The 24317-nt window shown below is 61.2% G+C and carries 13 protein-coding genes; all 13 read left to right on the top strand.

Features of this window, described 5'->3' with window-relative positions; all coding sequences use genetic code 11:
- Positions 1–85: 85 nt before the first annotated feature.
- The 13 genes from uxuA to MWH26_RS08975 all read left to right on the top strand — a co-directional run bounded on the left by uxuA (position 86) and on the right by MWH26_RS08975 (position 24311).
- Positions 86–1339 (top strand): mannonate dehydratase, encoded by a 1254-nt coding sequence (uxuA, locus tag MWH26_RS09035; protein WP_247976945.1) that lies wholly within the window; start codon positions 86–88, stop codon positions 1337–1339.
- A gap of 44 nt (positions 1340–1383) precedes the next feature.
- On the top strand, positions 1384–3489 hold the full coding sequence (locus MWH26_RS09030; protein WP_247976944.1) for an alpha-glucuronidase family glycosyl hydrolase: 2106 nt from the start codon (positions 1384–1386) through the stop codon (positions 3487–3489).
- 39 nt (positions 3490–3528) lie between these two features.
- Positions 3529–4341 (top strand): SDR family NAD(P)-dependent oxidoreductase, encoded by an 813-nt coding sequence (locus MWH26_RS09025; RefSeq protein ID WP_244696279.1) that lies wholly within the window; start codon positions 3529–3531, stop codon positions 4339–4341.
- A gap of 57 nt (positions 4342–4398) precedes the next feature.
- Entirely contained in the window at positions 4399–7527 is a 3129-nt protein-coding gene (locus MWH26_RS09020; RefSeq protein ID WP_247976943.1) for a SusC/RagA family TonB-linked outer membrane protein, read from the top strand.
- A 39-nt stretch (positions 7528–7566) separates the two neighbouring features.
- Positions 7567–9336: a RagB/SusD family nutrient uptake outer membrane protein gene (locus MWH26_RS09015; RefSeq protein WP_247976942.1), complete on the top strand. Its 1770-nt coding sequence runs from the start codon at positions 7567–7569 to the stop codon at positions 9334–9336.
- A gap of 211 nt (positions 9337–9547) precedes the next feature.
- Complete coding sequence (locus MWH26_RS09010; RefSeq protein ID WP_247976941.1) at positions 9548–11233, top strand: glycoside hydrolase family 43 protein; 1686 nt, start codon at positions 9548–9550, stop codon at positions 11231–11233.
- Positions 11234–11269: 36 nt separating this feature from the next.
- On the top strand, positions 11270–13198 hold the full coding sequence (locus MWH26_RS09005; RefSeq protein ID WP_247976940.1) for a glycoside hydrolase family 97 protein: 1929 nt from the start codon (positions 11270–11272) through the stop codon (positions 13196–13198).
- 147 nt (positions 13199–13345) lie between these two features.
- Entirely contained in the window at positions 13346–14596 is a 1251-nt protein-coding gene (locus tag MWH26_RS09000) for a family 8 glycosyl hydrolase (protein ID WP_247976939.1), read from the top strand.
- A 25-nt stretch (positions 14597–14621) separates the two neighbouring features.
- Positions 14622–16214, top strand: a complete 1593-nt coding sequence (locus tag MWH26_RS08995; RefSeq protein ID WP_247976938.1) for a glycoside hydrolase family 43 protein — start codon at positions 14622–14624, stop codon at positions 16212–16214.
- A gap of 12 nt (positions 16215–16226) precedes the next feature.
- Positions 16227–17573 carry a family 43 glycosylhydrolase gene (locus tag MWH26_RS08990; protein ID WP_247976937.1) on the top strand — a complete coding sequence of 449 codons (1347 nt, stop codon included), beginning with the start codon at positions 16227–16229 and terminating at the stop codon, positions 17571–17573.
- 79 nt (positions 17574–17652) lie between these two features.
- Positions 17653–19581 carry an alpha/beta hydrolase-fold protein gene (locus MWH26_RS08985; RefSeq protein ID WP_247976936.1) on the top strand — a complete coding sequence of 643 codons (1929 nt, stop codon included), beginning with the start codon at positions 17653–17655 and terminating at the stop codon, positions 19579–19581.
- A gap of 91 nt (positions 19582–19672) precedes the next feature.
- A complete protein-coding gene (locus tag MWH26_RS08980; RefSeq protein ID WP_311136890.1) occupies positions 19673–21679 on the top strand; it encodes a sialate O-acetylesterase in 2007 nt (668 codons plus the stop codon).
- 445 nt (positions 21680–22124) lie between these two features.
- The gene (locus tag MWH26_RS08975; protein WP_247976935.1) at positions 22125–24311 is read left to right on the top strand and encodes a glycoside hydrolase family 3 N-terminal domain-containing protein; all 2187 of its coding nucleotides are present in this window, start codon (positions 22125–22127) and stop codon (positions 24309–24311) included.
- Positions 24312–24317: the final 6 nt, after the last annotated feature.

Genomic DNA, 24317 nt, shown 5'->3' with positions numbered 1-24317 from the left:
TCAACAATAGCCTCACTACTGGCTTAAAAGGAGGGGGGATGGTAGATAAATTGAATTTTACTAATCTGTAACGCCGCGTTTTTCCATGCTGCACACCATGCGCTGGTTCGGGCCCCAGGACCCGGTTTCTCTTTTCGCACTCCGGCAGGCCGGCTGCACGGGCGTCGTTACGGCCCTGCATCAGTTACCCGTGGGAGCCGTGTGGAGCCAAGAAGATATCCGGGCCCGTCAGCAGCTAGTGGAGGCCGACAACGACCGGTACGCGCCCCTGCACTGGGCCGTGGTGGAGAGCCTGCCCGTGCACGAAGACATTAAGAAAGGCCGCCCGGCCCGCGCCGAGTACATCCGCAACTACCAGCAAAGCCTGCGCAACCTAGCCGCCTGCGGTATCAGCACGGTGTGCTACAACTTTATGCCGGTGCTGGATTGGTCGCGCACCAACCTGAACTACGAAATGCCCGACGGCTCCCGCGCCCTGCGCTTCGTGTGGCAGGATTTTGCGGTGTTCGACCTCTGCATTCTGCGCCGCCCCGGCGCCGAATTGGACTACGAGCCCGAGGTAGCCGCCGCGGCCCGCGCCCAGTTCGCGGAAATGTCGGCGGAAGCAGTGGCTACGCTCACCAATATTGTGTTGCTGGGGCTGCCCGGCTCCGAGGAGGCCTTTGAGCTGGCGGGCTTTCAGGAGTTGCTCAACGAGTACGCCGCTATTGATGCCGACGCCCTGCGCGAAAACCTGTACCACTTCCTGCGAGAGGTAGGGCCGGTGGCCGAGGAAGTGGGCATTGGCCTCTGCATTCACCCCGACGACCCGCCGTTTCCGCTGCTGGGCCTGCCCCGGGTAGTCAGCACCGAAGCCGACCTGGTGGGGTTGCTGCAGGCCTACGACTCGCCGGCCAATGGCCTGACTTTCTGTACTGGTTCTCTGGGCGTGCGGCCCGATAATGATCTGCCCGGCATCGTGCGGCGCCTCGGGAACCGCATTCATTTTGTGCACCTGCGCGCTACCAAGCGCGAGGAAAATCCGCGCAACTTCCACGAGGCCGACCACCTCACCGGCGACGTGGACATGTACGCCGTGGTGCAGGAGCTGGTGCGCGAGGAGCTACGTCGGGCCCGCACCGGCGAAGGCAACCCCAGCCTGCCCATGCGCCCCGACCACGGCCACCAAATGCTCGACGACCTGGAAAAGCGCACCTACCCCGGCTACTCCGCCATCGGCCGCCTGCGCGGGCTGGCCGAGCTGCGGGGCCTGGAGCTCGGCATCCGCCGCAACTTGCAGGCCACCGAGGAGGCTACCTCCCCGCTTGCCGCCGAAGCCCCCGCTACCCGCTTCGTGTAACCACGCCCCGCCTCACCCGACCTTCTTTCTACCCCTTCCCACCTATGCTACCCCGCTTGTTGCTGCTTGCCTTCCTCTGCCTCGGTGCCAGCCTCGGCTGCCGCGCCGATGACGGCTACCGCCTGTGGCTGAAGTATGATGAGCTGCCCGAGGCCAGCCTGCGCAAGGCCTGGCAGGACCGGGCCCGTGGTATTGTGGTGGAAGGCAACGCAACTCCTACCCTGCAAACCGCCGCCCACGAGCTGCAACTCGGGCTGCAAGGCTTGCTGGGGCGCTCGGTGCCGGTAGGGGCGGCGCCGGGCGGCAAGGGCCGCATCCGGCTGCGCGTGGCCCCGGACCCCACGCTGGGCCGGGAGGGCTACCGCATCAGCAGCCAGAAAAACGGACTGGAAATTACCGGCCCCACCGACGCGGCCGTGCTCTACGGCTGCTTTGCCCTGCTGCGCCAGGTGCAAACCGGTCAGCGCCCCGAGCAGCTCAGCCTCAGCAGCCAGCCCCGCATCGAGTACCGCCTGCTCAACCACTGGGACAACCCCAACGGCACGGTGGAGCGCGGCTACGCCGGTTCCTCCATCTGGAAGTGGCTGGAACTGCCCGACCGCCTCGACCCGCGCTACCAGGACTACGCCCGCGCCAATGCTTCCATCGGTATTAACGGGGTAGTACTTAATAACGTCAATGCTAGTGCCCGCTACCTCACGGCGGAGTACCTGCAAAAAGTAGCCGCCCTGGCCGGCGTGATGCGGCCCTACGGCATCCGGGTGTACCTCTCGGTGTTTTGGGCCGCGCCCAAAGTCATTGGCGGCCTGCCTACTTCCGACCCCCTGGACCCCAAGGTGGCGCAGTGGTGGAAAGCCAAAACCGACGAAATCTACAAGGCCATTCCCGACTTCGGGGGCTTTCTGGTGAAGGCCAACTCCGAGGGCGAGCCGGGCCCCCAGGACTACGGCCGCAACCACGCCGATGGCGCCAACATGCTGGCTACGGCCCTGGGCACCCACGATGGGGTAGTGATGTGGCGAGCCTTCGTGTACAAGGCCAACTCCAAGGGCGACCGGTTCAAGGAGGCCTTCGAGGAGTTTCAGCCCCTCGACGGTAAGTTTTCGCCTAAGGTGCTGGTGCAGGTGAAAAACGGCCCGATTGACTTCCAGGCCCGGGAGCCGTTTCACCCGCTGTTCGGGGCCATGCCGCGCACCCCGCTGGTGCTGGAAGTGCAACTAACGCAAGAATACCTGGGTTTCGCTACCCACCTCGTATACCTGGGGCCGCTTATCAAGGAGTGCCTCGACGCCGATACCCACTCCCAGGGTCCGGGCTCCACAGTTGCCAAGGTGGTCGATGGTACTCTGGAAAAGCACTCTATTAGTGGTATTGCGGGGGTAGCTAACATCGGCTCGGACCGGAACTGGACCGGCCACCCAGTGGGCCAGGCCAACTGGTATGCCTACGGCCGCCTGGCCTGGGACCACACGCTCAGCTCCGCGGCCATTGCCGAGGAATGGACCAAAATGACCTTGACGCGGGAGCCCCAGGCTTTGGCCAGCATCCTGCCGGTGCTCAATCAGTCGCGCGACGTGTACGTGCGCTACACCACGCCGCTGGGCCTGCACCACATCATGGGCCAGAGCATTCACTACGGCCCCGAGCCCTGGCTGGAAAAAAGCGCCCGCCCCGACTGGACCTCCGTGTACTACCACAAGGCCGATGCCGAAGGCCTGGGCTTCGACCGCACTGCCCGCGGCTCTAACGCCCTGAGCCTCTACGCCCCCGGCGCCCGCCAGGTGTGGAGCAACCCCGCCACCTGCCCGCCCGACTACCTGCTTTGGTTTCACCACGTGGGCTGGGGGCAGCAGCTGAGTACCGGCCGCACCCTCTGGGACGAGCTAACCACCCGCTACTACACCGGCGCCGACTCGGTGCTCTGGATGCAGCGGCAGTGGGAGCAGGCCCGCCCCGCCCTGGACGCTGAGTTGCACGCCGATGTGGCCGCTCGCCTGCGCATTCAGCACCGCGAGGCCCTGTGGTGGCGCGACGCCTGCGTGCTCTACTTCCAGACCTACGCCAAGCGGCCTATTCCGCCCACGCTTACGCCGCCCACCCGGCCCCTGGCCGAGGTCAAGGAACTGGTCGACCTCTATCAACTGCGCTAATGCGCTACCTCTTCTTCGCACCGCCTCATCTTCTCTGGCATGGCACACATTGAGTCCTTCGTTTCCCCGCACCCCCAGCCTAATGGGCAGCACCAGTCGAACCCGTTTTCCCTGGAAGGCAAGCTGGCCCTCATAACCGGTGGCGGCACTGGCATTGGGCTGGAAATGGCCCGCTGCATGGCCACGGCCGGCGCCACCGTCATCATTACCGGCCGCCGCGAGGCCGTGCTCCAAGAGGCCGTGGCCGACCTGGGCCCCTCGGTGCACTACCTCACCAACGACGTCTGCGAGCTGGACACCCTGGAAGACTTGGTGGAGCAGATTGAGGCCACCCACGGTCCGCTGGATGTACTCGTGAACAACGCCGGCATCAACATGAAAAAGCCGGCCCTGGACGTCACCGACGAGGAATTCAGCCGCATCATCCACACCAACCTGAACGCCGTGTTTGCCCTGACGCGGGTGTGCGCCCGCCGCATGGTGGAGCGCCAAAGCGGCGTGATTCTGATGATTTCCTCGATGGCTGCCTACTACGGTATCGATCGGGTAGTGGCTTACGCCGCCTCGAAGTCGGCGGTGGAGGGCATGGTGAAGGTGCTGGCCTCGGAGTTTTCCAAGCACAATGTGCGCGTGAATGCCATTGCCCCCGGCTTCATCGAAACCGAAATGAGCCGCACGGCCATGAACTCCGACCCCGACCGCCGCGACCGGGCCATGCGCCGCACGCCCATGGGCAAGTTCGGGCAGCCCTCTGACATCGGCCACGCGGCCGTATTCCTGGCCTCCGAGGCCGCCCGCTACATCACCGGGGCTTCGCTGCCCGTGGATGGGGGCAATTCCATTGGCTTTTAGCGCCCGCCCTCGGCCGGGTTACCTGCAATATCCCACACTTTAAAGTTCCCACACTCCATGCACTCAACTATACGAAAATCGGCTTTTGGGCTGGGTTGGCCGCTGCTCCTGGCTACTGGTCTGCCTGTGGCGGGCGCGTTGTTGGCCCCCGCACAGGCGCAGGCGCAAGCCGCCCGCACCATCTCGGGTAAGGTAACGGACCAGGCCACCGGCGAAGGCATTCCGGGCGTCACGGTGTTGGTGCGGGGCACCTCCGCCGGCGCTTCAACCGGCACCGATGGGTCCTTTACCCTGCAGGCTCCGGCCGGAGGAACCACGCTGGTTTTCTCGGCCATCGGCTACACCTCCGTCGAGCGGCCCATCGGCAACAATACCACCTTCAACGTGCCCCTGAGCACCGATACCAAAGCCCTGAGCGAGGTAGTGGTGGTGGGCTACGGCGTGCAGAAGAAAAGCCAGGTAACGGGCGCTATTTCTTCCGTGGATGAGCAGTCCCTGCGCGACGTGCCGGTGGCCAACATCGGCCAGGCCCTGCAAGGTCGGGCGGCGGGCGTGAACATCTCCAGCACCAGCACCGCTCCGGGGCAGGCGCCGGTTATTCGTATCCGCGGCAACCGCTCGTTTGCGGGCAGCAACGACCCGCTGCTGGTGGTAGATGGGGTACCGTTTGATGGTAACCTGAATGACCTGAACCCCGACGATATTACGTCCCTGGAAGTACTAAAAGATGCCTCCTCTACGGCCATTTACGGGGCCCGCGGCGCTAACGGCGTCATCCTGATTACTACCAAGCGTGGTAAGGCGGGCGCCCCGCGCGCAACCTACAGCGCCTATTACGGCGTGAAAAAACCGTACGGCTTCTATGATTTGCAGAACGGCCAGGAATACTACAACTACCGGGCAGAAGCATTTCGCGCAGCGGGCCAGGACCCGAACAGCGCCGCGGGTTTCCTAACCGATGACGAGAAGGCCAACTTCGCCGCTGGCAGAAGCTTCGACTACCAGGACCTGCTGTTCCAGAACGGTCGGATTCAAAACCACGCCCTGGGCGTGAGTGGTGGCAGTGAACAAACCCAATATTCGGCCTCGTTGGGCTACTACGATGAAACGGGCATTGTGCCCGTGCAAGGCATCAAGCGCTACTCCTTGCGGGGCACGCTGGATCAGCAGATTGGCAAGCGGATAAAAGTGGGGTTAAACACGCTCAACTCCTTTACCAGCCAGAATGATCCGGGCCTGAATATCTCGTACAACATTCTCACGAGCAGCCCACTGGCCTCGCCCTATGATGCCAACGGCCTTCCCATCCTCTTCCCGAACGCCGACAACGCCCAGGCAAACCCGCTCAGTTATTACACGCAGGATGCGCACTTTGAGCAGCGCCGGCGTCTGCGCACGTTCAACAGCCTCTACGGGCAGGTAAACATTCTGAAAGGACTGGACTACCGGCTGAATCTCGGCCTCGACGGTCGTACGGAAAACAACGAATCGTTTTTTGCGTCGAACACGCCAGCGCGTGCGGGGGGCCAGAATGCGGCCACGCGTAACAACAGCATCGCCTTTAACCTGCTGGTTGAAAACCTGCTGACCTATAACCGCACGTTCGCGGAGAAGCACGACGTGAACTTCACCGGATTGTATAGCTGGCAGCAGTTCCGTACGGATGGGTTTGAAACCGGCGCCCAGAACCTGCCTACTAACTACCAGCAAGCCTTTAACTTAGGTGCCGGTACGCCTTCGTTTTCGCGTAGCAACCAGAGCCAGTGGGATATTATTTCCTACATGGGCCGCCTAAACTACGCCTTCGACAACCGCTACTCCGCCACCCTAACCATGCGGGTGGATGGCTCCTCGCGCCTGGCTCCCGGCAACAAGTACAAGCCTTTCCCTTCGGCTGCCGTGGCCTGGAACATTGCCAATGAGTCGTTTCTGCAGGACAATGCGTGGGTAAACAACCTAAAGCTGCGCGCCAGCTACGGCCGTACGGGTAGCACGGCTGTAAACCCCTACCAGACCCTGGGTTCTCTGCAGTCTAGCTTAGGCAATGGCTATTATAACTTCGGGGGAACCGGGGTAGCTGGTGCCATTCCGGCCACTATTCCGAACCCCAACTTGGGCTGGGAGTACACGGCCACCACCAACTTCGGCCTTGATTTTGGCTTGTTCAACAACCGCCTTACCGGTGCCGTAGAAGTGTATCAGCAGCGCACCAGCGACTTGCTCTTGCCCGATGCCCTACCCACTACGAGTGGCTACGGCTCCTTTACGCGCAACATCGGCCAAACCCAAAACCGTGGCTTGGAGATTAGCTTAACTACGGTTAACGTACGTTCTGCGAGTGGCTTTGAGTGGAGCACTGACTGGAACTTCACCATCAACCGGGAGAAAGTGCTTGATCTGGGCTTGGGTGATGACGAAAACGGCAACCCCCGGAGCGACATCAGCAACCAGCGCTTCATTGGCCAGCCCCTCTTCGTTTTCTACGACTATAAGTACGCCGGCATCTATCAGCAGAATGAAGCAGCCGCGGCGGCCAAAGCGGGTACTCGGGTAGGCCAAGTCAAAATAGAAGACCTGAACGGTAACGGCGTGGTCGATGGGGCTGATCGGCAAATCATCGGTACGCGCCAGCCAAAATTTGAGGCCGGCATGACCCAGCGCTTCCGCTTCAAAGGCTTCGACCTGACGGCGGTGGGCCTTACCCGCGTGGGCGCTACCGTGGTGGATCCGCTGCTGTTTCCCTCCAACTACATCACCACCTTTAGCGGGCGCCGCAATCAGCTGAACTTACCGTACTGGACGCCCGCTACGCCGGAGAACCGCTACCCGCAGCCTAACCAGAACTACTTCAACGACTTCGTGCTTAACTCGCAAACGTTGTCGTACCTGAGTGGCACTTTTATTAAGGTACGTAGCATTGATCTGGGCTACACGCTACCCGCCGGCATCATCCAAAAAGTGAAAATGAGCAACGCGCGCATCTACGTGCAAGTGCAGAACCCACTTATTTGGTCCCCGGTGGAGTACTACAAGAAAAACAAGGCTATCGACCCGGACGCCCTGTCCTATTCGACCCGATTCAGCGGCAATACCTCTGTTAACGGCGGGGTTTCTTTTGATGGCTTAGCGGGTACCAACTACCCTACCACCCGTGCCTTCATTGTGGGGCTAAACGTAGGTTTCTAATCGTAAACTTTTCTCGACGCCGCGTGCGTACTCGACTATATGAAAAAGATTCTGCTTACTGGTTCGGCACTGGCGCTCCTGTTAGCCGCCAGCAGCTGCAGCAAAGACACCTTGGACGAAACCCCGCGTTCCATTTTGGTGCCGGGCTTCCTCGGTACGCCTGAAGGCATTCAGGCCGGCTTAGCGGGCGTGTACTCCGGCCTGCGGAATGCTACCGCCGACCAAGGTGGCTCCATTTTTATCTCCCAGGGCACCGATGAGTTCATGCGTGGTTTTGCCGCCACGGAAGGATTCGAGGATTACAACGCCGGCCAGCTTAACGGTACCAACGGAAACATAGCGAATACGTGGAGTAGCTACTACCGCTCCATCAATACGGCTAACGGCGTTATCCAATATGCGTCCCAGGCCCAGGGAGTTTCACCGGCTGTTGTTGCGCAGGCGGAAGCCGAAGCCAAAGTGCTCCGCGCCTGGTACTACTTCCGCCTCGTACGCTCCTTCGGTGATGTACCCTTGACGCTCTCTTTCGTGGATCAGCCTACCAAGGACTACACCCGCGCTCCGATAGCCGATGTGTACAGTGCTATTGTGGCGGATCTGAACGACGCACTGACCAAAATTGCTAACACGGCCGCGCAGCCAGGGCGCGTAACGCGGGCTACGGCCCTGCACATGCTGGCGCAGGTGCACCTCACGCGAGCTACGTCCACGGCCAAGCAAGCCGACGATTACGCCAAAGCGGCGCAGTTTGCGGAAGAACTCATCCGGGACGCGGCCACTAAGTATGGGAAAGGATTGGAGGCTGACCCCGCTGATGTATTCAGAGAAGGCAACGAAAACGGCCGGGAGATTCTGATGAACGTACAGTTCAACTCCGACCCTACTTTTACGGGTATCTCGGATAACGGGGCCGGTGGCGCCGGGCAGAACCAAACCAACTACTTGTTTCGCGGCCGCTACGACTTGCTGCCCAACGTAGAGCGGAGTATTATCTACGGTCGACCCTTCGGGCGTCTTACCTCCACCCCGTACCTGCTAGAGTCGTATATTCTGCCTTCGGAAACTACTCCCCGGCAGTGGCGCACAACCGACACCCGCTACAGTAAGTGGTTCACTACGTTGTGGTTGGTTAATAATACGACCTTCATAAACGGTGGCCGGAACTTCAATCCGAATAGAGTAGTAGGGGATACCGCTGCCTGGTATGCGGGCCGTGAGCTGACGGCCGCCGAGCGTGCGCGCATCGCGGCCCGTCCCAATGGCCCGTACGTAGTAGGTACTCCTAGCACCTATACCACCAACTTCTCGCCGTACATCAACAAGTTTGATGACGCCACCCGCCCGGCTACCAACACAAGCTCCGACCGGCCACTGATTCTGATGCGTCTGTCGGAAACCTACCTGATTGCCGCCGAGGCTAACATGTACCTGGGTGATCTGACCAAAGCCCGCGACTTTATCAACGTAGTGCGCCGCCGGGCTGCCGCTCCGGGTAGAGCTGCTCAAATGGAAATCACTGCAAGCCAGCTCAACATTGATTTCATCCTGGATGAGCGCAGCCGGGAGTTAGCCGGTGAGCAGCTGCGGTGGTACGACCTGGTGCGCACGGGCAAGCTAGTGGAGCGCGTGAAGAAATACGTGCCTGCTTTGATCAACTCCAAGCCTTCCCCCATCCCCGGGGTAACGGATAACTACGGCTCTAACGCTGCCGCTAACATCCAGCCCTACCACGTATTGCGCCCCATTCCGCGGCAGGAAATTGACCGCACGGGGGGTAAAATCACGCAGAACCCTGGCTATCCACAATAGTCTGGTTAGTAGCTAGTACGCTAACGTAATGTATTGCCGGCAGTAGTACCGAATCCGAACTCATGCGGCTCAGGGGTACTGTCGGCAATATGTTTATCCTGCCTATCAAGGCCCAAGAAAGTAGTAGTTTTACTCCAGCCTGCTTGTGGCCCCAGTACTGTCAAAGTGGCCCGGGCGCCAAGACCGGGGCCATTACTTCCCACCAGAGCATATGAGACAAACCAACATGAAAGCGTGGCTGGGTATTACTGCTGCCTTACTCCTGCACAGCTTCGGTCTAGTTGCACAATCGATTGAGTTGGTCAATCCCATCCTAACGGGTTTTTACCCAGACCCTAGTATTACCAAGGTGGGTAAGGATTATTACCTAGTGAACTCCACGTTTTCCTACTTTCCAGGCATCCCGGTCATGCACAGCAGAGACCTAAAAAACTGGAAGCAGGTGGGCAATGTGATTGACCGGCCCTCGCAAATGACCTTCCTGGGCGACCGAATGACCCGTGGGTTATTCGCGCCGGCCATTGAGTACCACAACGGCACCTACTACGTCACCTGCACGCTCATCGACCACAAGGGCAACTTTGTGGTGACGGCCAAGAACCCCGCCGGGCCCTGGAGCAACCCAATTTTCCTACCCGAGGTCAAGGGCATCGACCCCTCGCTGTACTTTGAGGGCGACAAGGCGTACGTCATCTACAACAGCGACCCGCCCGACAACAAGCCGCTCTACGACGGTCACCGCTCCATCAAGATGATGGAGCTAAACCCGCAAACACTGCAAACGGTGGGCGAGGCCAAAATTGTGGTAAACGGTGGGGTGGACCTGAGCAAGAAGCCCGTCTGGATTGAGGGCCCGCACCTGATGAAGCGCAATGACTGGTACTACCTCTATGCCGCGGAAGGGGGCACGTCGGTCAACCATACGGAGGTGGTATTCCGCAGCAAGGCGCCGCTAGGGCCGTTTGTGCCTTACGAGAAAAATCCCATCCTCTCGCAGCGCGAGTTGCCCAAAGACCGCAAAGACCCCATCACCTCGGCGGGGCACGCGCAGTTTGTGGAAGGACCGGATGGCAAGACCTACGCCATTTTCCTGGCCGTACAGCCCTACGAGGGGAATTTCTACAATACCGGGCGCGAGACCTTTATTGTGCCCGTGGTGTGGAAAGACGAGTGGCCGGTCATGGACCCGGGGCCTAATGGCGTACAATACAGCTACAAAGCCAACTTTCCCGAGGTGAAGCAGCCCGGCGCCCGGCCGCAGAGCGGCAACTTTGCCTACACGCTCACCTTCGAGAAGCAGCTAGACCCGGCGCTGCTGTTCCTGCGCACGGTGGATAGCACTAATTTCTCCCTGAGCAAGGCCAAAGGCCTCACCCTGAAGCTCAAACCCGAAACGTGCGCCGAACTCGGTAACCCGGCCTTCATCGGCAAGCGCCAGCAGCACATGGTTGGCAGTGCCGAAACCGAACTGACCTTTGCGGCCAAGGCGCCGAATGAAACGGCCGGCCTGGTGGCTTTCCAAGATGAAAAGCACTTCTACTACCTCTGCAAATCGGTAGAGAATGGCAAGCCCGTCGTGCAGCTGTTCAAGAGCACTACCGACGCTAAGAACCCGGAGTTGCTAGCGAAAGCGCCCCTGAAGGCGGCGGCCGGCAAGGTGCAACTGCGCATCAATGCCGACGGCGACACGTACAGCTTCCGCTTTTCGGAGGATGGCAAGAACTATACGGTACTGAAAGACAAGGTGGATGCGCGCTTCCTGAGCACGCAGGTAGCCGGAGGCTTTATCGGCTGCCTGTACGGCATGTACGGCACCTCGGCCGGACAGCCTACCACCAACACCGCCTCCTTTACGTGGCTGAAGTACGAGGGGAATGACCCCGTGTACAAGAAATAATCCCCGGCCCACTGGCTACGCTTCCTTCTTCCTTTTATGCGCTACTACCCACTCATTTGCCTGCTCGTGCTACCCCTCGCCGCGGCTCAGGCCGCCAAGCCCATCCGCATTACTAGTCCCGATGGGGCGGTGCAGGTGACCGTAGAGGTAACCCCCCAGGGCCAGCCAACCTACGCCGTGCGCTACCGGCAGGCGGAGCTGCTGCGCCCCTCGCGCCTGGGGCTGCAACTCGCCAGCGCCGACCTCACGCAGGGCCTCAAGCTGAGGAAAGCCGACAAGCAAACTACCGTAACCGACGACTACCAGCTCGCCACCGACAAGCGGGCCAACTGCCGCTACCGCGCCAACCGGCGTGTGGTGCACTTCAAGAGCCGGGCCAAAGGGCCGCAGTTGAGCGTGGTGTTTCAGGTGTCCGACGATGGGGTAGCGTTTCAGTACGTGGTGGAAGGCAACAGCCAGGAAGTGCAGCGCATAACAGCGGAAGCCACCACTTTTCACTTGCCGGCCACTGCCAAAGGCTGGCTGCACCCGCACGCCAAAGCCCAGACTGGTTTTGCCAACACCCAGCCCTCGTATGAGGAGTACTACCAGCGGGGCATTGCGGCCGGCACGCCCTCTACGCTAGGGCAGGGGTGGTCGTTTCCGGCGCTGTTTGAAGTAGGCGGGCACTGGGTACTGCTCACGGAAGCCGGCATGGGGCGTACCTATAGCGGCACCCACCTAGGCCACTCCGCACCCGATGCGGAGTACAGTGTAGCCTTCCCGCAGGCCCCGGAGCGCACTACCCCCGAGGCCGCGCTGCTGCCCGAAAGCCGGTTGCCGTGGCGCACGCCCTGGCGGGTGCTGGTGGTAGGCAACTCGCTGCGGCCCATCGTGGAATCGACGCTGACTACCGATGTGAGTGCGCCTGCCCAATCGGCGGCTTTGCCTGCGGCACCTGGTAAGTCGTCGTGGTCGTGGGTACTGCTTGGCGACGATAAGACCACCTACGACGTGCAGCGCCGCTTCATCGACTATTCGGCTAGCATGGGCTGGGGCTACTGCCTGGTCGATGCCCTCTGGGACAAGCAAATCGGCTACGATAAAACGCAGGAGCTGGCCCAGTATGCCCGTAGCAAAAACGTCGGCCTGTTGGTGTGGTATAACTCCAATGGCCATTGGAACGAGGCGCCGCAAACTCCCACCAATGTCCTATTCGAGGCCGAAAGCCGCCGCCAGGAATTCGCCCGCATCAAGCAAATGGGCATTGCAGGTATTAAGGTTGACTTTTTCGGTGGGGATGGGCAGTCGTTTATGAACTACTACCAGGACCTGCTTGTGGATGCTGCTCAGGCCGGACTGCTGGTGAACTTTCACGGCACCACCATTCCCAGGGGCTGGAACCGCACCTACCCCAACCTGGTGACGATGGAAGCCGTGCGCGGCTTTGAGTTCCTGACCTTCGACCAGGCCAACACCGACCAGGAGCCCACGCACTGCGCCGTGCTGCCCTTCACCCGCAACGCGGTGGGGCCCATGGACTTCACGCCCATGGCGTTTTCCGAAATCAGGGGCAAGGAGCGCCGCACCTCCAATGCGTTTGAATTGGCCCTGTCGGTGCTGTTTCAGTCGGGCATTCAGCACTACGCGGAGGTGCCCGAGGGCATGGCTGCGCAGCCGGCCTACGTGCGGGAGTTTGTGCAAAAGCTGCCGCCAAGCTGGGCCGATGTCAAGTTTCTGGATGGCTACCCTGGTCAGTACGCCGTGCTGGCCCGCCAAGCACCCGGCGGCGCCTGGTACGTGGCCGGCATCAACGGCACCGACGCCCCCAAAACCATCCAGCTCGACCTCAGCCAACTAGGCCTGCAAAAAGGCACCCTCATCACTGATGGCGATACCAACCGCAGCTTCAGCACCCAGGCCGTGGCGGGCTCCACCCTCAGCGTGACGCTGCCGGCGCGGGGCGGCTTTGTCGTTCAGCCCTAGGCCTGTACCGGCGGCTGGCTCCCTGGCCTACTTGCCGCCAGTAGGTTACTCACGGAACAGCACACGCAGTCACATCCAGAAGCTTGGTCGATGAACCTATATCTCACATTTCTTCAACGGACCAAGAGTATTTGTCTGCTGCTGTGTGTGCTGTATATAGGCCTAGGCAGCAGCACGGCGCAGCGCCTACCTAAACCGGCGAAACCAACCCGGAAAGGAGCGTTTTACACGGGGCAGTACCCCAACCTGCTGCGGGAAGCGGGCTATAGCCAGGCCGACATCGACAAGAAAGTGACGCAGGCCTACCACGACGTGTTCGAGGGGCCTAACCGGGTGTACTTCGAAGTGGGCGACTCCATGGCCTACGTGTCGGATTTGAAGAACCACGACGTGCGGACCGAAGGGGTTTCGTATGGCTTGATGGTGGCGGTGCAACTGAACAAGAAGGAGGTGTTTGACCGCATCTGGCGCTGGTCGAAGAAGTACCTGCAGCACCAGGAGGGACCCTTGAGGGGCTATTTCGCCTGGAGCATCAACCCGGCCACCATGAAGCGCAACTCCGAGGGGCCGGCTTCCGATGGCGAGCTGTACTTCGTGACCAGTCTGTTATTCGCCGCCAACCGCTGGGGAAATACGACCGGCATCAACTACTACCAAGAGGCGCGCAACATCCTGGATGCCATGTGGCAAAAGGATGGCACCGGCAACGTGTATAACCTCATCAACACCCAGCACAAGCAAATATCTTTTGTGCCGGTGGGCGACATGTATACCTGGACCGACCCCTCGTACCACCTGCCAGCTTTTCTGGAGGTGTGGGCTGCGTATGCCAAGGATGGGCACGAGCAGTTTTACCGGGCCTGCGCCGATACGTCGCGGGCGTTTCTGCACCGCGCCTGTAACCCCGTAACCGGCCTCAATTACGACTACACCGAGTTCAGCGGGGCACTTCACGCTACCAAGTGGGCCCCGCCGGCCTTCCGCTACGATTCCTGGCGAGTACCCATGAACATTGCCATGGACTACGTGTGGTTTGGCAAGGATAAGGCCTGGCAGGAGCAGTACGCCCAACGTTTCCAGGGTTTTCTGCGCAGCAAGGGCCTCACCACCTTCGAAGACCAGTTCAACGTGGATGGCTCCCGGCCCGATTTCATTCTGCAAGCCGGCGACGTCAAGAAGCTCCGGCATTCGCTGGGCCTGGTAGCTACCTCCGCCGCGGCCTCCCTGGCCAGTCAGGACAAGCAGAAGCTGGACTTCGTGCACGCGCTCTGGAATGCCAAGCTAGCGCCCTACGAAGACGGCTACTTCGACCCGTACTACGATGGCCTGCTGTACCTGTTCAGCTTGCTGCATCTGAGTGGTAACTACCAGGCTATCAAACCGGCGCCTCACCACTAAACCACTTGCCCCGGTAGTTTTTGCCATGTCTTACTCCATCAAGCAAAGTGCTTTTGTCTTCGGGCTAGTCCTTGCCTCAGCTGCGGTTTCGCCGCTCGCGGCGCAAGTGCAGCAGGCGCAAAACCCGGTCATCTTCGCCGATGTGCCGGATATGGCCATGATTCGGGTGGGCACGACCTACTACATGAGCAGCACGACCATGCACATGAGTCCGGGCGTGCCCATTATGAAGTCGACGGACTTGGTGAACTGGCACTTGGTCAGTTACGCGTCCGACATGCTAGGTAGCCTGGATGAGCTGACGCTGACAAACGGCAAGAGCACCTACGGTCGGGGCTCGTGGGCGAGTAGCCTGCGGTTTCACCAGGGCACCTACTACGTCTCGACCTTCGCCCAAACGACCGGCAAAACTTACGTGTATTCCACCAAGAATATTGAAAAGGGTCCCTGGAAAGTCGCGTCGTTTAAGCCCAGCTACCACGACCACTCCTTGTTTTTTGACGATGATGGCCGCGTGTACCTGGTGTATGGCGCCGGCAAGCTGCGGCTGATTGAGCTAACGGCCGACGCCTCCGGCGTGAAGCCCGGCGCCACGGAGCAGGTGCTGATTGAAAACGCCAGTGCCCCGGCCGGCCCCAACCTAGGCCTGCCCGCCGAAGGCTCCCAACTGTTCAAAATCAAAGGAAAGTACTACCTCTTCAACATCACCTGGCCCAAAGGCGGCATGCGCACCGTGGTGGTGCACCGGGCCGACAAGCTCACCGGCCCCTACGAAGGGCGGGTGGCGCTGCAAGATCTGGGCGTGGCGCAGGGCGGCCTCATCGACACGCCCGATGGCCGGTGGTTTTCCTACCTGTTCCGCGACTACGGGGCCGTGGGCCGCATCCCGTACCTGGTGCCTGTGACGTGGACTGATGGCTGGCCCGTACTGGGAAGTCCGGCCGGCAAAGTACCCCAGACGCTACCCTTACCGCCCAGCAAAGGCCTGATTCCGGGCATCGTAGCGTCGGATGAGTTTAACCGGCGTAAGGGTGAACCTGCCCTGCCGCTGGTGTGGCAGTGGAACCACAATCCCGAAAACTCCCTCTGGTCGCTTACCGACCGGGCGGGCTACCTGCGCCTGAAAACCGGCCGCCTAGACACTACCTTCCTGCTGGCTCGCAATACCCTCACCCAGCGCACCATCGGGCCGACCTGCGCCGGCACCACCGCCCTGGATGTGTCGCACCTGAAAGAGGGAGATGTTGCTGGCCTAGCCCTGCTGCAAAAACGGTACGGCCTAGTGGGGGTAGACTACCGCAACGGCGCCAAATCCATCGTCATGATTAGCGCCGAAATGGAGAAGCCTGTGGAGCTGCAACGCCTGCCCCTGACGCAGAATACCGTCTATTTCAAAGCAGAGTGTGACTTCACGGAGCGCAAAGACGTGGCCACTTTTTATTATAGCCTCGATGGAAAGGCTTGGAAAGCCATTGGGGCGCCGCTCAAGATGGCCTACACGCTGCCGCATTTTATGGGCTACCGGTTTGGGCTGTTCACCTACGCCACCAAGACGGCTGGCGGCTACGCCGACTTCGACTACTTCCGCATTGCGGACACCACTACCGGAACCAAGTAACCCCCTGGCCCCATGCTACCTAGTAAACTGCCGTATCTGTTGAGCGGGCTGGCCCTGCTGCTGGGAGGCACTGCGCAGGCCCAGAACCCATTTATTGCCAACCAGTTTACCGCCGACCCCACGGCGCGGGTGTTCAACGGCCGGGTGTACGTGTATCCTTCCCACGACATTCTGGCCACCCCGGAGCGCGGGAAGGTCGGCTGGTTTTGCATGGAGGACTACCACGTGTTTTCCTCCGCGAACCTCACCGACTGGACCGACCACGGCGTCATCGTAACCCAAAACAAGGTGCCCTGGGTGAAGCCCGACAGCTACAGCATGTGGGCACCCGACTGCATTGCCCGCAACGGCAAGTACTACTTCTACTTTCCCACTACCCCCAAGGATACTACTATCAACAAGGGCTTTACGGTGGGGGTGGCCGTGGCCGATAAACCCACCGGCCCCTTCGTGCCGGAGCCGCAACCCATCAAGGGGGTGCGCGGCATCGACCCCAACGTGCTGATTGACCAGGACGGGCAGGCCTACCTCTACTGGTCGCAGGGCAACATTTACGCCGCCAAACTCAAGCCCAACATGCTGGAGCTGGCCTCGGAGCCGGTTACGCTGGGTGAGTTACCCACCAAAGGCCTGAAAGAAGGACCGTTTGTATTTGAGCGCAAGGGCATTTACTACCTCACGTATCCGCACGTGGAGAACAAGACGGAGCGCCTCGAATACGCCACCAGCACCAGCCCGCTGGGCCCGTTCACGGTGAAGGGCGTCATCATGGACGAGTCGCCGACCGGCTGCTGGACCAATCACCACTCCCTACTGCCGTTCAACAACCAGTGGTACCTGTTCTACCACCACAACGACTTGTCGCCGGCCTTCGACAAGAGCCGGTCGGTTCGGCTGGATAGCCTGTTTTTCGAGCCCGACGGAGCCATCCGAAAAGTGGTGCCCACCCTGCGCGGCGTGGGCCTGACGGATGCCCGTCAGAAAATCCAGCTGGACCGCTACAGCCGCCTGAGCAGCCGCGGCGCTTCCATTGCCTTTCTAGACCCGGCCAACACCTTCCAAGGCTGGAAAACCGTGTTTACTGATAACCAGGGCTGGGTGCAGTACAACGGCGTCGCCTTTGGTAAACAGGCCCCTAAAACGGTGACGCTGCGCGTGCAGGCCGCTGCCGGCGCCACGGTGCAGTTGCGCACCGACGGGGCCACCGGCCCGCTGCTAGCCCAAGTAACCGTGCCCAAGGGCAGCCAGTGGCAGGAGGTAAAAGCCCCGGTAGCAGCCTTTAAGCCCGGCACGCATACGCTGGTGGTTTCCGCCAAAACCAACACGCCCGTTGAAATTGACTGGGTGAAATTCGAGTAGGAGGCGAAAAGCTCCCACTGGCCATCCGTCTGACATTCCACCCGCTTGCTACCTACGCCTGCTAGTCCTTTTTCAAGCCATGAGAAACGTATTGCTTATCATGTTGGGCGTGGTTCTGCTGAGCGGAAGCAGCACGTTTGCCCAACCGACTGTGAAGGAAGCGCCCAAGGGCTTCGACCAACCTACCGCGGGCATTGCGGCTGGTAAGCTGGACAGCATCAGCTACCCCTCGAAAACGGTAGGGACGGTGCGTAAGGCCCTGGTGTACATGCCGCCGGACTATTCCAAACGGAAGAAGTACCCGGTGCTCTACCTGCTACACGGCATTGGGGGCGACGAAAAGGAGTGGCTCCGGGGCGGGCGCCCGCAGGTGATTCTGGATAACCTGTACGCGGCGGGCAAGCTTAAGCCCATGCTGGTGGTGATGCCCAACGGCCGGGCCATGCAAGACGACCGACCCGTTGGCAATATCTACGGGCCAGATAAGGTAGCCGCGTTTGCCAACTTCGAGAAAGACCTGCTAACCGACCTTATTCCCTATATCGAAAAGACGTATCCGGCGCTTAAGAACCGCGAGAACCGGGCCGTGGCTGGCCTGTCGATGGGAGGGGGGCAGTCGTTGAATTTCGGGCTGGGCAACCTGGATACGTTTGCCTGGGTAGGCGGCTTTTCGTCGGCGCCCAACACCAAACTACCCGAGCAACTGGTGCCCGACCCCGCCAAAGCCACCAAGCAGCTCAAGCTCCTCTGGATTTCCTGCGGCGACCAGGATGGCCTGCTGCCCATCAGCCAGCGCACCCACGACTACCTCTACGAGCACCGGGTGTCGCACGTATACTACCTAGAGCCCGGCGGGCACGATTTCAAGGTCTGGAAAAACGGGCTGTACATGTTCTCGCAGTTCCTGTTCAAGCCCGTCGAGGTGGCGGCGCTGCCCACCTACACGGTGCTGGGCGCGCCCGCCGCCACCAACGTGCGCAACGCCAAGTACCCCCAGATTCTGCCCGATAACCGCGCCGTATTTCGCCTGAAAGCGCCCGGCGTGCAGCAAGCCCAACTAGACCTAGGCCGCAAGTACGACATGGTGAAAGACAGCAGCGGCACCTGGACCGTCACGACCGATACGCTGAGCCGGGGCCTGCACTACTACTCCCTGGTGCTCGACGGCCTGCCCGTAGCCGACCCCGCCAGCGCCACCTTCTACGGCATGGGCCGCATGGCCAGCGGCATCGAAATTCCGGGCCGCGGCACCAGCTTTTACGCCCTGCGCGACGTGCCCCACGGTGAGGTGCGGATGAGGCGCTATTATTCGAAAGTCACCAATTCGTGGCGGCAGTTCTACGTGTACACGCCCGCGGGCTACGACGCCAATACGGCCACCAAGTACCCGGTGCTGTACCTGCTGCACGGCGGCGGCGAGGACGAAACCGGTTGGGCCCGCCAAGGCAAAGCCGATTTGATTCTGGACAACCTGCTTGCCGAGAAAAAAGCCAAGCTCATGCTCGTGGTAATGCTGGACGGCAACCTGGGTGGCCCCGGTGGTCTGGCGGGTTTCAACGAAAGTACCCTAAAACGGTTTGAAGACGAGCTAAAGCAAACCGTGCTGCCGGTGGTGGAAAGCAACTATCGGGTGGCGGCGGGGGCCACTAACCGGGCGCTGGCAGGCCTATCGATGGGTGGCCTGCAAACGCTCTACGCCGGCATCAAGAACACGGAGTTGTTTGCGCACCTGGGCGTATTCAGCTCGGGGTTTTTTGCCAATAATACGGCCTTGTCGGACCCGCAGTACGCGTTTATGAAAGCCAATGTCGGCACCATCAATACCAACCTGAAGCAGCTCTGGCTCTCGATGGGCGGGCCCGCCGATATCGCCTACGCCAACAACAAGCTGATGCGGGCCAAAATGGATGAGCTAGGCATCAAGTATGTGTACAGCGAGTACCCCGGCGGCCACACCTGGCCCGTGTGGCGCCACGATCTATACCTGTTTGCCCAGGGGCTGTTTTAGGCCGGTAAAGGAGCAAGGCTCGCCCAAGGGCTGAGCACGCAAGTCACATGCGCGGCAAATCGAACGGTACATGTAGTAATAAACCACTCATATGATGCATTTCCTCTTTTCTAGCCCGTTGCTTTCTAGGCCAGTTACCCTGGGTCGGCAAGGCCTGGTGCTTGCCTTACTCGGTAGCTACTTGCTGGCACCCACCGACACCAAGGCGCAGGTGCGCCTGCCGAAGCTGGTCAGCGACGGGATGGTGCTGCAGCGCGACACCAACGTGAACATCTGGGGCTGGGCCGCGCCCGGCGAGAAGGTGGCCCTTAAGTTCAACGGCCAGACCCACCAAACCGCCGCGGGCAAGGATGGCAAATGGCAAATCAGTCTGCCGGCCCTGAAAGCCGGGGGGCCTTACCAGCTGGATATTACGGCCAGCAACCGCATTACGCTGAAGGATGTGCTGGTGGGCGACGTGTGGCTGTTGTCGGGGCAGTCGAACATGGAGACGCCCATGTCGCGCCTGCGCGACAAGTTTCCGGAAGTTATTGCCCAGGCTGCCAACCCGCGCATCCGGCAGTACGAGGTGCCGATGGCTTATACCCTGCAAAAGCCACGCACCGACGTAGCCGGGGGCAAGTGGATAGCGGCCGACCCGCAAACCGTGCTGCAGTTTTCGGCGGTGGGCTACTTCTTCGCCAAGGAAATCAACGCCAAATACCAGGTTCCGGTGGGCCTGATTAAGGACGCCGTGGGCGGTTCGCCGGCCGAAGCCTGGCTGAGCGCCGACGCGCTACGCCAGTTTCCGAAGTATGTGCAGCAGGCCGATAAGTACCGGGACAGCGCCCAGGTAGCCGAGCTGCGGCGGCGGGAAGGCGCGGCCGTAACCAGCTGGTACCAGCGCCTCTACCAGGCCGATCAGGGCGAGGCCCGCGGCCAGCAAAAGTGGTCGGCTGCGGAGTATGATGCCCGCGGCTGGGCCACGATGAACGTGCCCGGCTACTGGGCCGACCAAACCCCGTTGGGCCCGGTAAACGGGGTAGTGTGGTTTCGGAAGGAGGTAGAAGTGCCCGCCGCCATGGTGGGTCAGCCGGCCCGCCTGGAACTGGGTACCCTGGTCGATGCCGATTCTACCTACATCAACGGCCAACTGGTGGGCACCACGGGCTACCAGTACCCACCCCGCAAGTACGAGGTGAAGCCCGGCGTGCTGAAGGCCGGCAAAAACGTAGTGGTCGTGCGCCTGATCAGCAACGGCGGGCGCGGGGGCTTCACCCTCGACAAGAACTACCAGCTGCGGGCGGGCGGCCAGACGCTGGATCTGCGCGGGCCGTGGCAGTACAAGCTGGGCGCTACCCTGCCGCCCACACCCGGTACCACGCCGTTTCAGTTTCAGCCTGGGGCCCTGTTTAACGGCATGATTGCGCCCGTGCTGCCTTACGCCCTCAAGGGCGTACTCTGGTACCAGGGCGAGTCGAACGCCGGCAGGGCCCAGGATTACCAAGCCCTGATGACCAGCCTGATCAACGACTGGCGTACCCACTTCCAGCGGCCCGATTTGCCGTTTCTCTACGTGCAGCTGGCGAATTTCATGGCCGTGAAGTCGGAGCCCAGCGAGAGTGGCTGGGCCGAAGTGCGCGAGGCCCAGCGCCGGACGCTGGCCGTGCCGCGCACCGGTATGGCCGTGGCCCTTGACGCGGGCGAGTGGAACGACATTCACCCCCTGGACAAGCAAACCGTGGGGCACCGATTGGCGCTGGCAGCCCAGCAGGTAGCCTACGGCGAGAAAAAGGTAGTGGCCTCCGGGCCGCTCTACCAGTCCATGCAGGTCAGTGGCAACAAGGTCACGCTGCGCTTTTCTAGCGTGGGTACCGGTCTGCAGGTCAAAGGGGGCGGCCCGCTCAAGCAGTTTGCCGTGGCCGGCCCCGACAAGAAATTCGTCTGGGCCCAAGCCCGGATTGACGGCAACACCGTGGTGGTTTGGAGTGATGCCGTGCCGTCGCCCGTGGCCGTGCGCTACGCCTGGGCCGACAACCCGGAAGGGGCAAATCTTTACAACAAAGAAGGGCTACCCGCTTCCTCCTTTCAAGCCAGCGTAGCACCGGTGCTGCCTTAGGGTGGTGGATAGAAAGTAAAAAGAACGTCATGCAGAGCCGGAGGCGAAGCATCTCGCGTGCTGATGTTAGGTAGTAACTCAACGATTCGGGCGAGATGCTTCGCTGCGCTCTGCATGACGTTCTTGAATTGATTCTAGCCCAACTCTACTGGCTATTGAGGTGCCAGAAGTAACGGCAGACCAGCTGTAGAGACGCGACACTTCGCGTCTCGGCGCCAGAACGACTGGTCGAGAAAAACCAATACTACCTGTCATTCCGACGCAGGAGGAATCTGGGTTTACCATCCAACGGCTTGACCCAGATTCCTCCTGCGTCGGAATGACAAAACAAACAACGCCAACAACGATTGAGACGCGACACTTCGCGTCTCTACAGCCTAGCAGCCTACCCGTGTTCAGGCGGCTTCCAGGCCTATTCCTTCATATTTTCCACCCTTCCTACTGTATGAAGAAACATCTGATCTTCTCCGGGCTGCTCGCCTGCCTCAGCCTGCCCCAGGCGCAAGCCCAGCAAGCCCCAGTCGCCTACCTCGACCCCAGCAAGCCCGTCAACGTGCGGGTGCGGGACCTGATTTCGCGCCTTACCCTGGAGGAAAAGGCCGACCAGATGATGTACAACAGCAAGGCCATTGAGCGGCTGAACATTCCGGCCTATAACTGGTGGAACGAAGCCCTGCACGGGGTGGGTCGGGCGGGCGCGGCCACGGTGTTTCCCCAGGCCATCGGGCTGGGCGCCACCTTCGACGACGACCTGGCCCTGCGCGTGTCCACCGCCATTTCCGACGAGGCCCGGGCCATGTACAACGCGGCCGTGGCCAAGGGCTACCGCCAGCAGTACAGCGGCCTCACGTTCTGGACGCCCAACATCAACATCTTCCGCGACCCGCGCTGGGGTAGGGGCCAGGAAACCTACGGCGAGGATCCTACCCTCACGGGGCGCCTGGGGGTGGCCTTCGTGAAGGGCTTGCAAGGCCCCGACTCCCAGCACCTGAAAGTGGCCGCCTGCGCCAAGCACTTCGCCGTGCACAGCGGCCCCGAGAAGCTGCGCCACGAGTTCAACGCCGTGGCCTCGCCCCAGGATTTACAGGAAACCTACCTGCCCGCCTTCAAGCAGCTGGTAGATGCCAACGTGGAGGCCGTGATGTGCGCCTACAACGCCACCAACGGCGAGCCGTGCTGCGGCAACCAGTACCTGCTGCAAGACGTGCTGCGCAAGCAATGGGGCTTCAAGGGCCACATTGTGTCGGACTGCTGGGCGCTGGTGGATTTCTACAAGGGCCACAACGTGGTGAAAACGCCTGCCGAGGCTGCCGCCCTGGCTTTGCAGCGCGGCGTGAACCTGAACTGCGGCAGCGTGTACCCGTCCTTGCCCGAAGCCGTGCGCAAAGGCCTGACTACCGAAGCCCAGATGGACAGCTCCCTGGCCATTCTGCTGCGCACCAAGTTCAAGCTGGGCTTGTTTGATGCGCCCGGCAGCAGCCCCTACGATAAGCTTTCCGCTAGCGTCATCAACAGCCCCCAACACCGCGCCCTGGCCCGGGAGGCGGCCCAAAAGTTCATCGTGCTGCTCAAAAACAACGGCGTACTACCCCTGCGCAACGACCTAGCCAAGTACTTCGTGACTGGGCCCAACGCCGCCAACCTTGATGCCCTGCTGGGCAACTACTACGGCGTGAACCCGGAGATGAAAACCATTCTGGAAGGCCTGGTGGCCGGGGTGAGTCCGGCCAGCCAGATGCAGTACCGCCCCGGCGCCCTGCTCGATCGGCCCAATCAGAACGGCGTGGACTGGGTGAGCGGCACGGCCCGCACTTCCGACGCGACGTTTGTAGTGCTGGGCATCAACGGGCTGCTGGAAGGGGAGGAGGGCGAGTCCATTGCCTCGCCTTCGTTTGGCGACCGGCTCGACTACAACCTGCCCCAAAACCAGCTTGATTTCCTGCGCGGCCTGCGCAAAAACAACACCCAGCCCCTGGTGGCCATCATTACCGGCGGCTCGCCCATGAACCTGGCCGAGGTGCACGAGCTGGCCGATGCCGTGGTGCTGGCCTGGTACCCCGGCGAGGAAGGCGGCAACGCCATTGCCGACGTGGTGTTCGGCAAGGTGTCGCCCTCTGGCAAGCTGCCCATCACCTTTCCCAAGAGCCTCGACCAGCTGCCCGCGTACGAAAGCTACGGCATGCTGGGCCGCACCTACCGCTACATGAGCCAGGAGCCGATGTACCCCTTCGGCTACGGCCTGAGCTACGCCAAATTCGAGTATTCGGGGCTGAAGCTGCCGAAGCGGGCGGCCAAAAACAAGCCGGTAGAAGTGGAGGCCACCGTGCGCAACACGGGCAAAGTGGCCGGGGAGGAAGTGGTGCAGCTCTACCTGACCCACACCCCGCGCCAGGGCCAGCAGGTACCGCGCTACGCCCTCAAGAACTTCCGCCGCGTGCAACTGCAGCCCGGCGCCAGCACTACCGTGCGCTTCACGCTTACCCCCGAGCAGTTGGCCCTAATTGACGCTCAGGGCAAGTCGGTGGCCCCGAACGGCCCCGTGACCGTGGCGGTGGGTGGCTCCTTACCCTCGGCCCGCAGCGTGGCTCTAGGAGCCAGCCAACCCGCCACGGCTACCCTGGCGGTGCGGTAGGTAGCT

It is taken from the genome of Hymenobacter sublimis (assembly GCF_023101345.1).
Classification (GTDB): domain Bacteria; phylum Bacteroidota; class Bacteroidia; order Cytophagales; family Hymenobacteraceae; genus Hymenobacter; species Hymenobacter sublimis.
Note: the sequence above shows the minus strand (reverse complement) of the source record. Positions and strands in the feature narration are given on the sequence as shown.

Bases quoted from the DNA above. Each gene is read 5' to 3' on its own strand.
- MWH26_RS09005 (WP_247976940.1), top strand. From the start codon at position 11,270: ATGCGCTACTACCCACTCATTTGCCTGCTCGTGCTACCCCTCGCCGCG.
- MWH26_RS08980 (WP_311136890.1), top strand. From the start codon at position 19,673: ATGATGCATTTCCTCTTTTCTAGCCCGTTGCTTTCTAGGCCAGTTACC.
- MWH26_RS08995 (WP_247976938.1), top strand. From the start codon at position 14,622: ATGTCTTACTCCATCAAGCAAAGTGCTTTTGTCTTCGGGCTAGTCCTT.
- MWH26_RS08975 (WP_247976935.1), top strand. From the start codon at position 22,125: ATGAAGAAACATCTGATCTTCTCCGGGCTGCTCGCCTGCCTCAGCCTG.
- MWH26_RS09025 (WP_244696279.1), top strand. From the start codon at position 3,529: ATGGCACACATTGAGTCCTTCGTTTCCCCGCACCCCCAGCCTAATGGG.
- MWH26_RS09015 (WP_247976942.1), top strand. From the start codon at position 7,567: ATGAAAAAGATTCTGCTTACTGGTTCGGCACTGGCGCTCCTGTTAGCC.
- MWH26_RS08990 (WP_247976937.1), top strand. From the start codon at position 16,227: ATGCTACCTAGTAAACTGCCGTATCTGTTGAGCGGGCTGGCCCTGCTG.
- MWH26_RS08985 (WP_247976936.1), top strand. From the start codon at position 17,653: ATGAGAAACGTATTGCTTATCATGTTGGGCGTGGTTCTGCTGAGCGGA.
- uxuA (WP_247976945.1), top strand. From the start codon at position 86: ATGCTGCACACCATGCGCTGGTTCGGGCCCCAGGACCCGGTTTCTCTT.
- MWH26_RS09020 (WP_247976943.1), top strand. From the start codon at position 4,399: ATGCACTCAACTATACGAAAATCGGCTTTTGGGCTGGGTTGGCCGCTG.
- MWH26_RS09010 (WP_247976941.1), top strand. From the start codon at position 9,548: ATGAGACAAACCAACATGAAAGCGTGGCTGGGTATTACTGCTGCCTTA.
- MWH26_RS09030 (WP_247976944.1), top strand. From the start codon at position 1,384: ATGCTACCCCGCTTGTTGCTGCTTGCCTTCCTCTGCCTCGGTGCCAGC.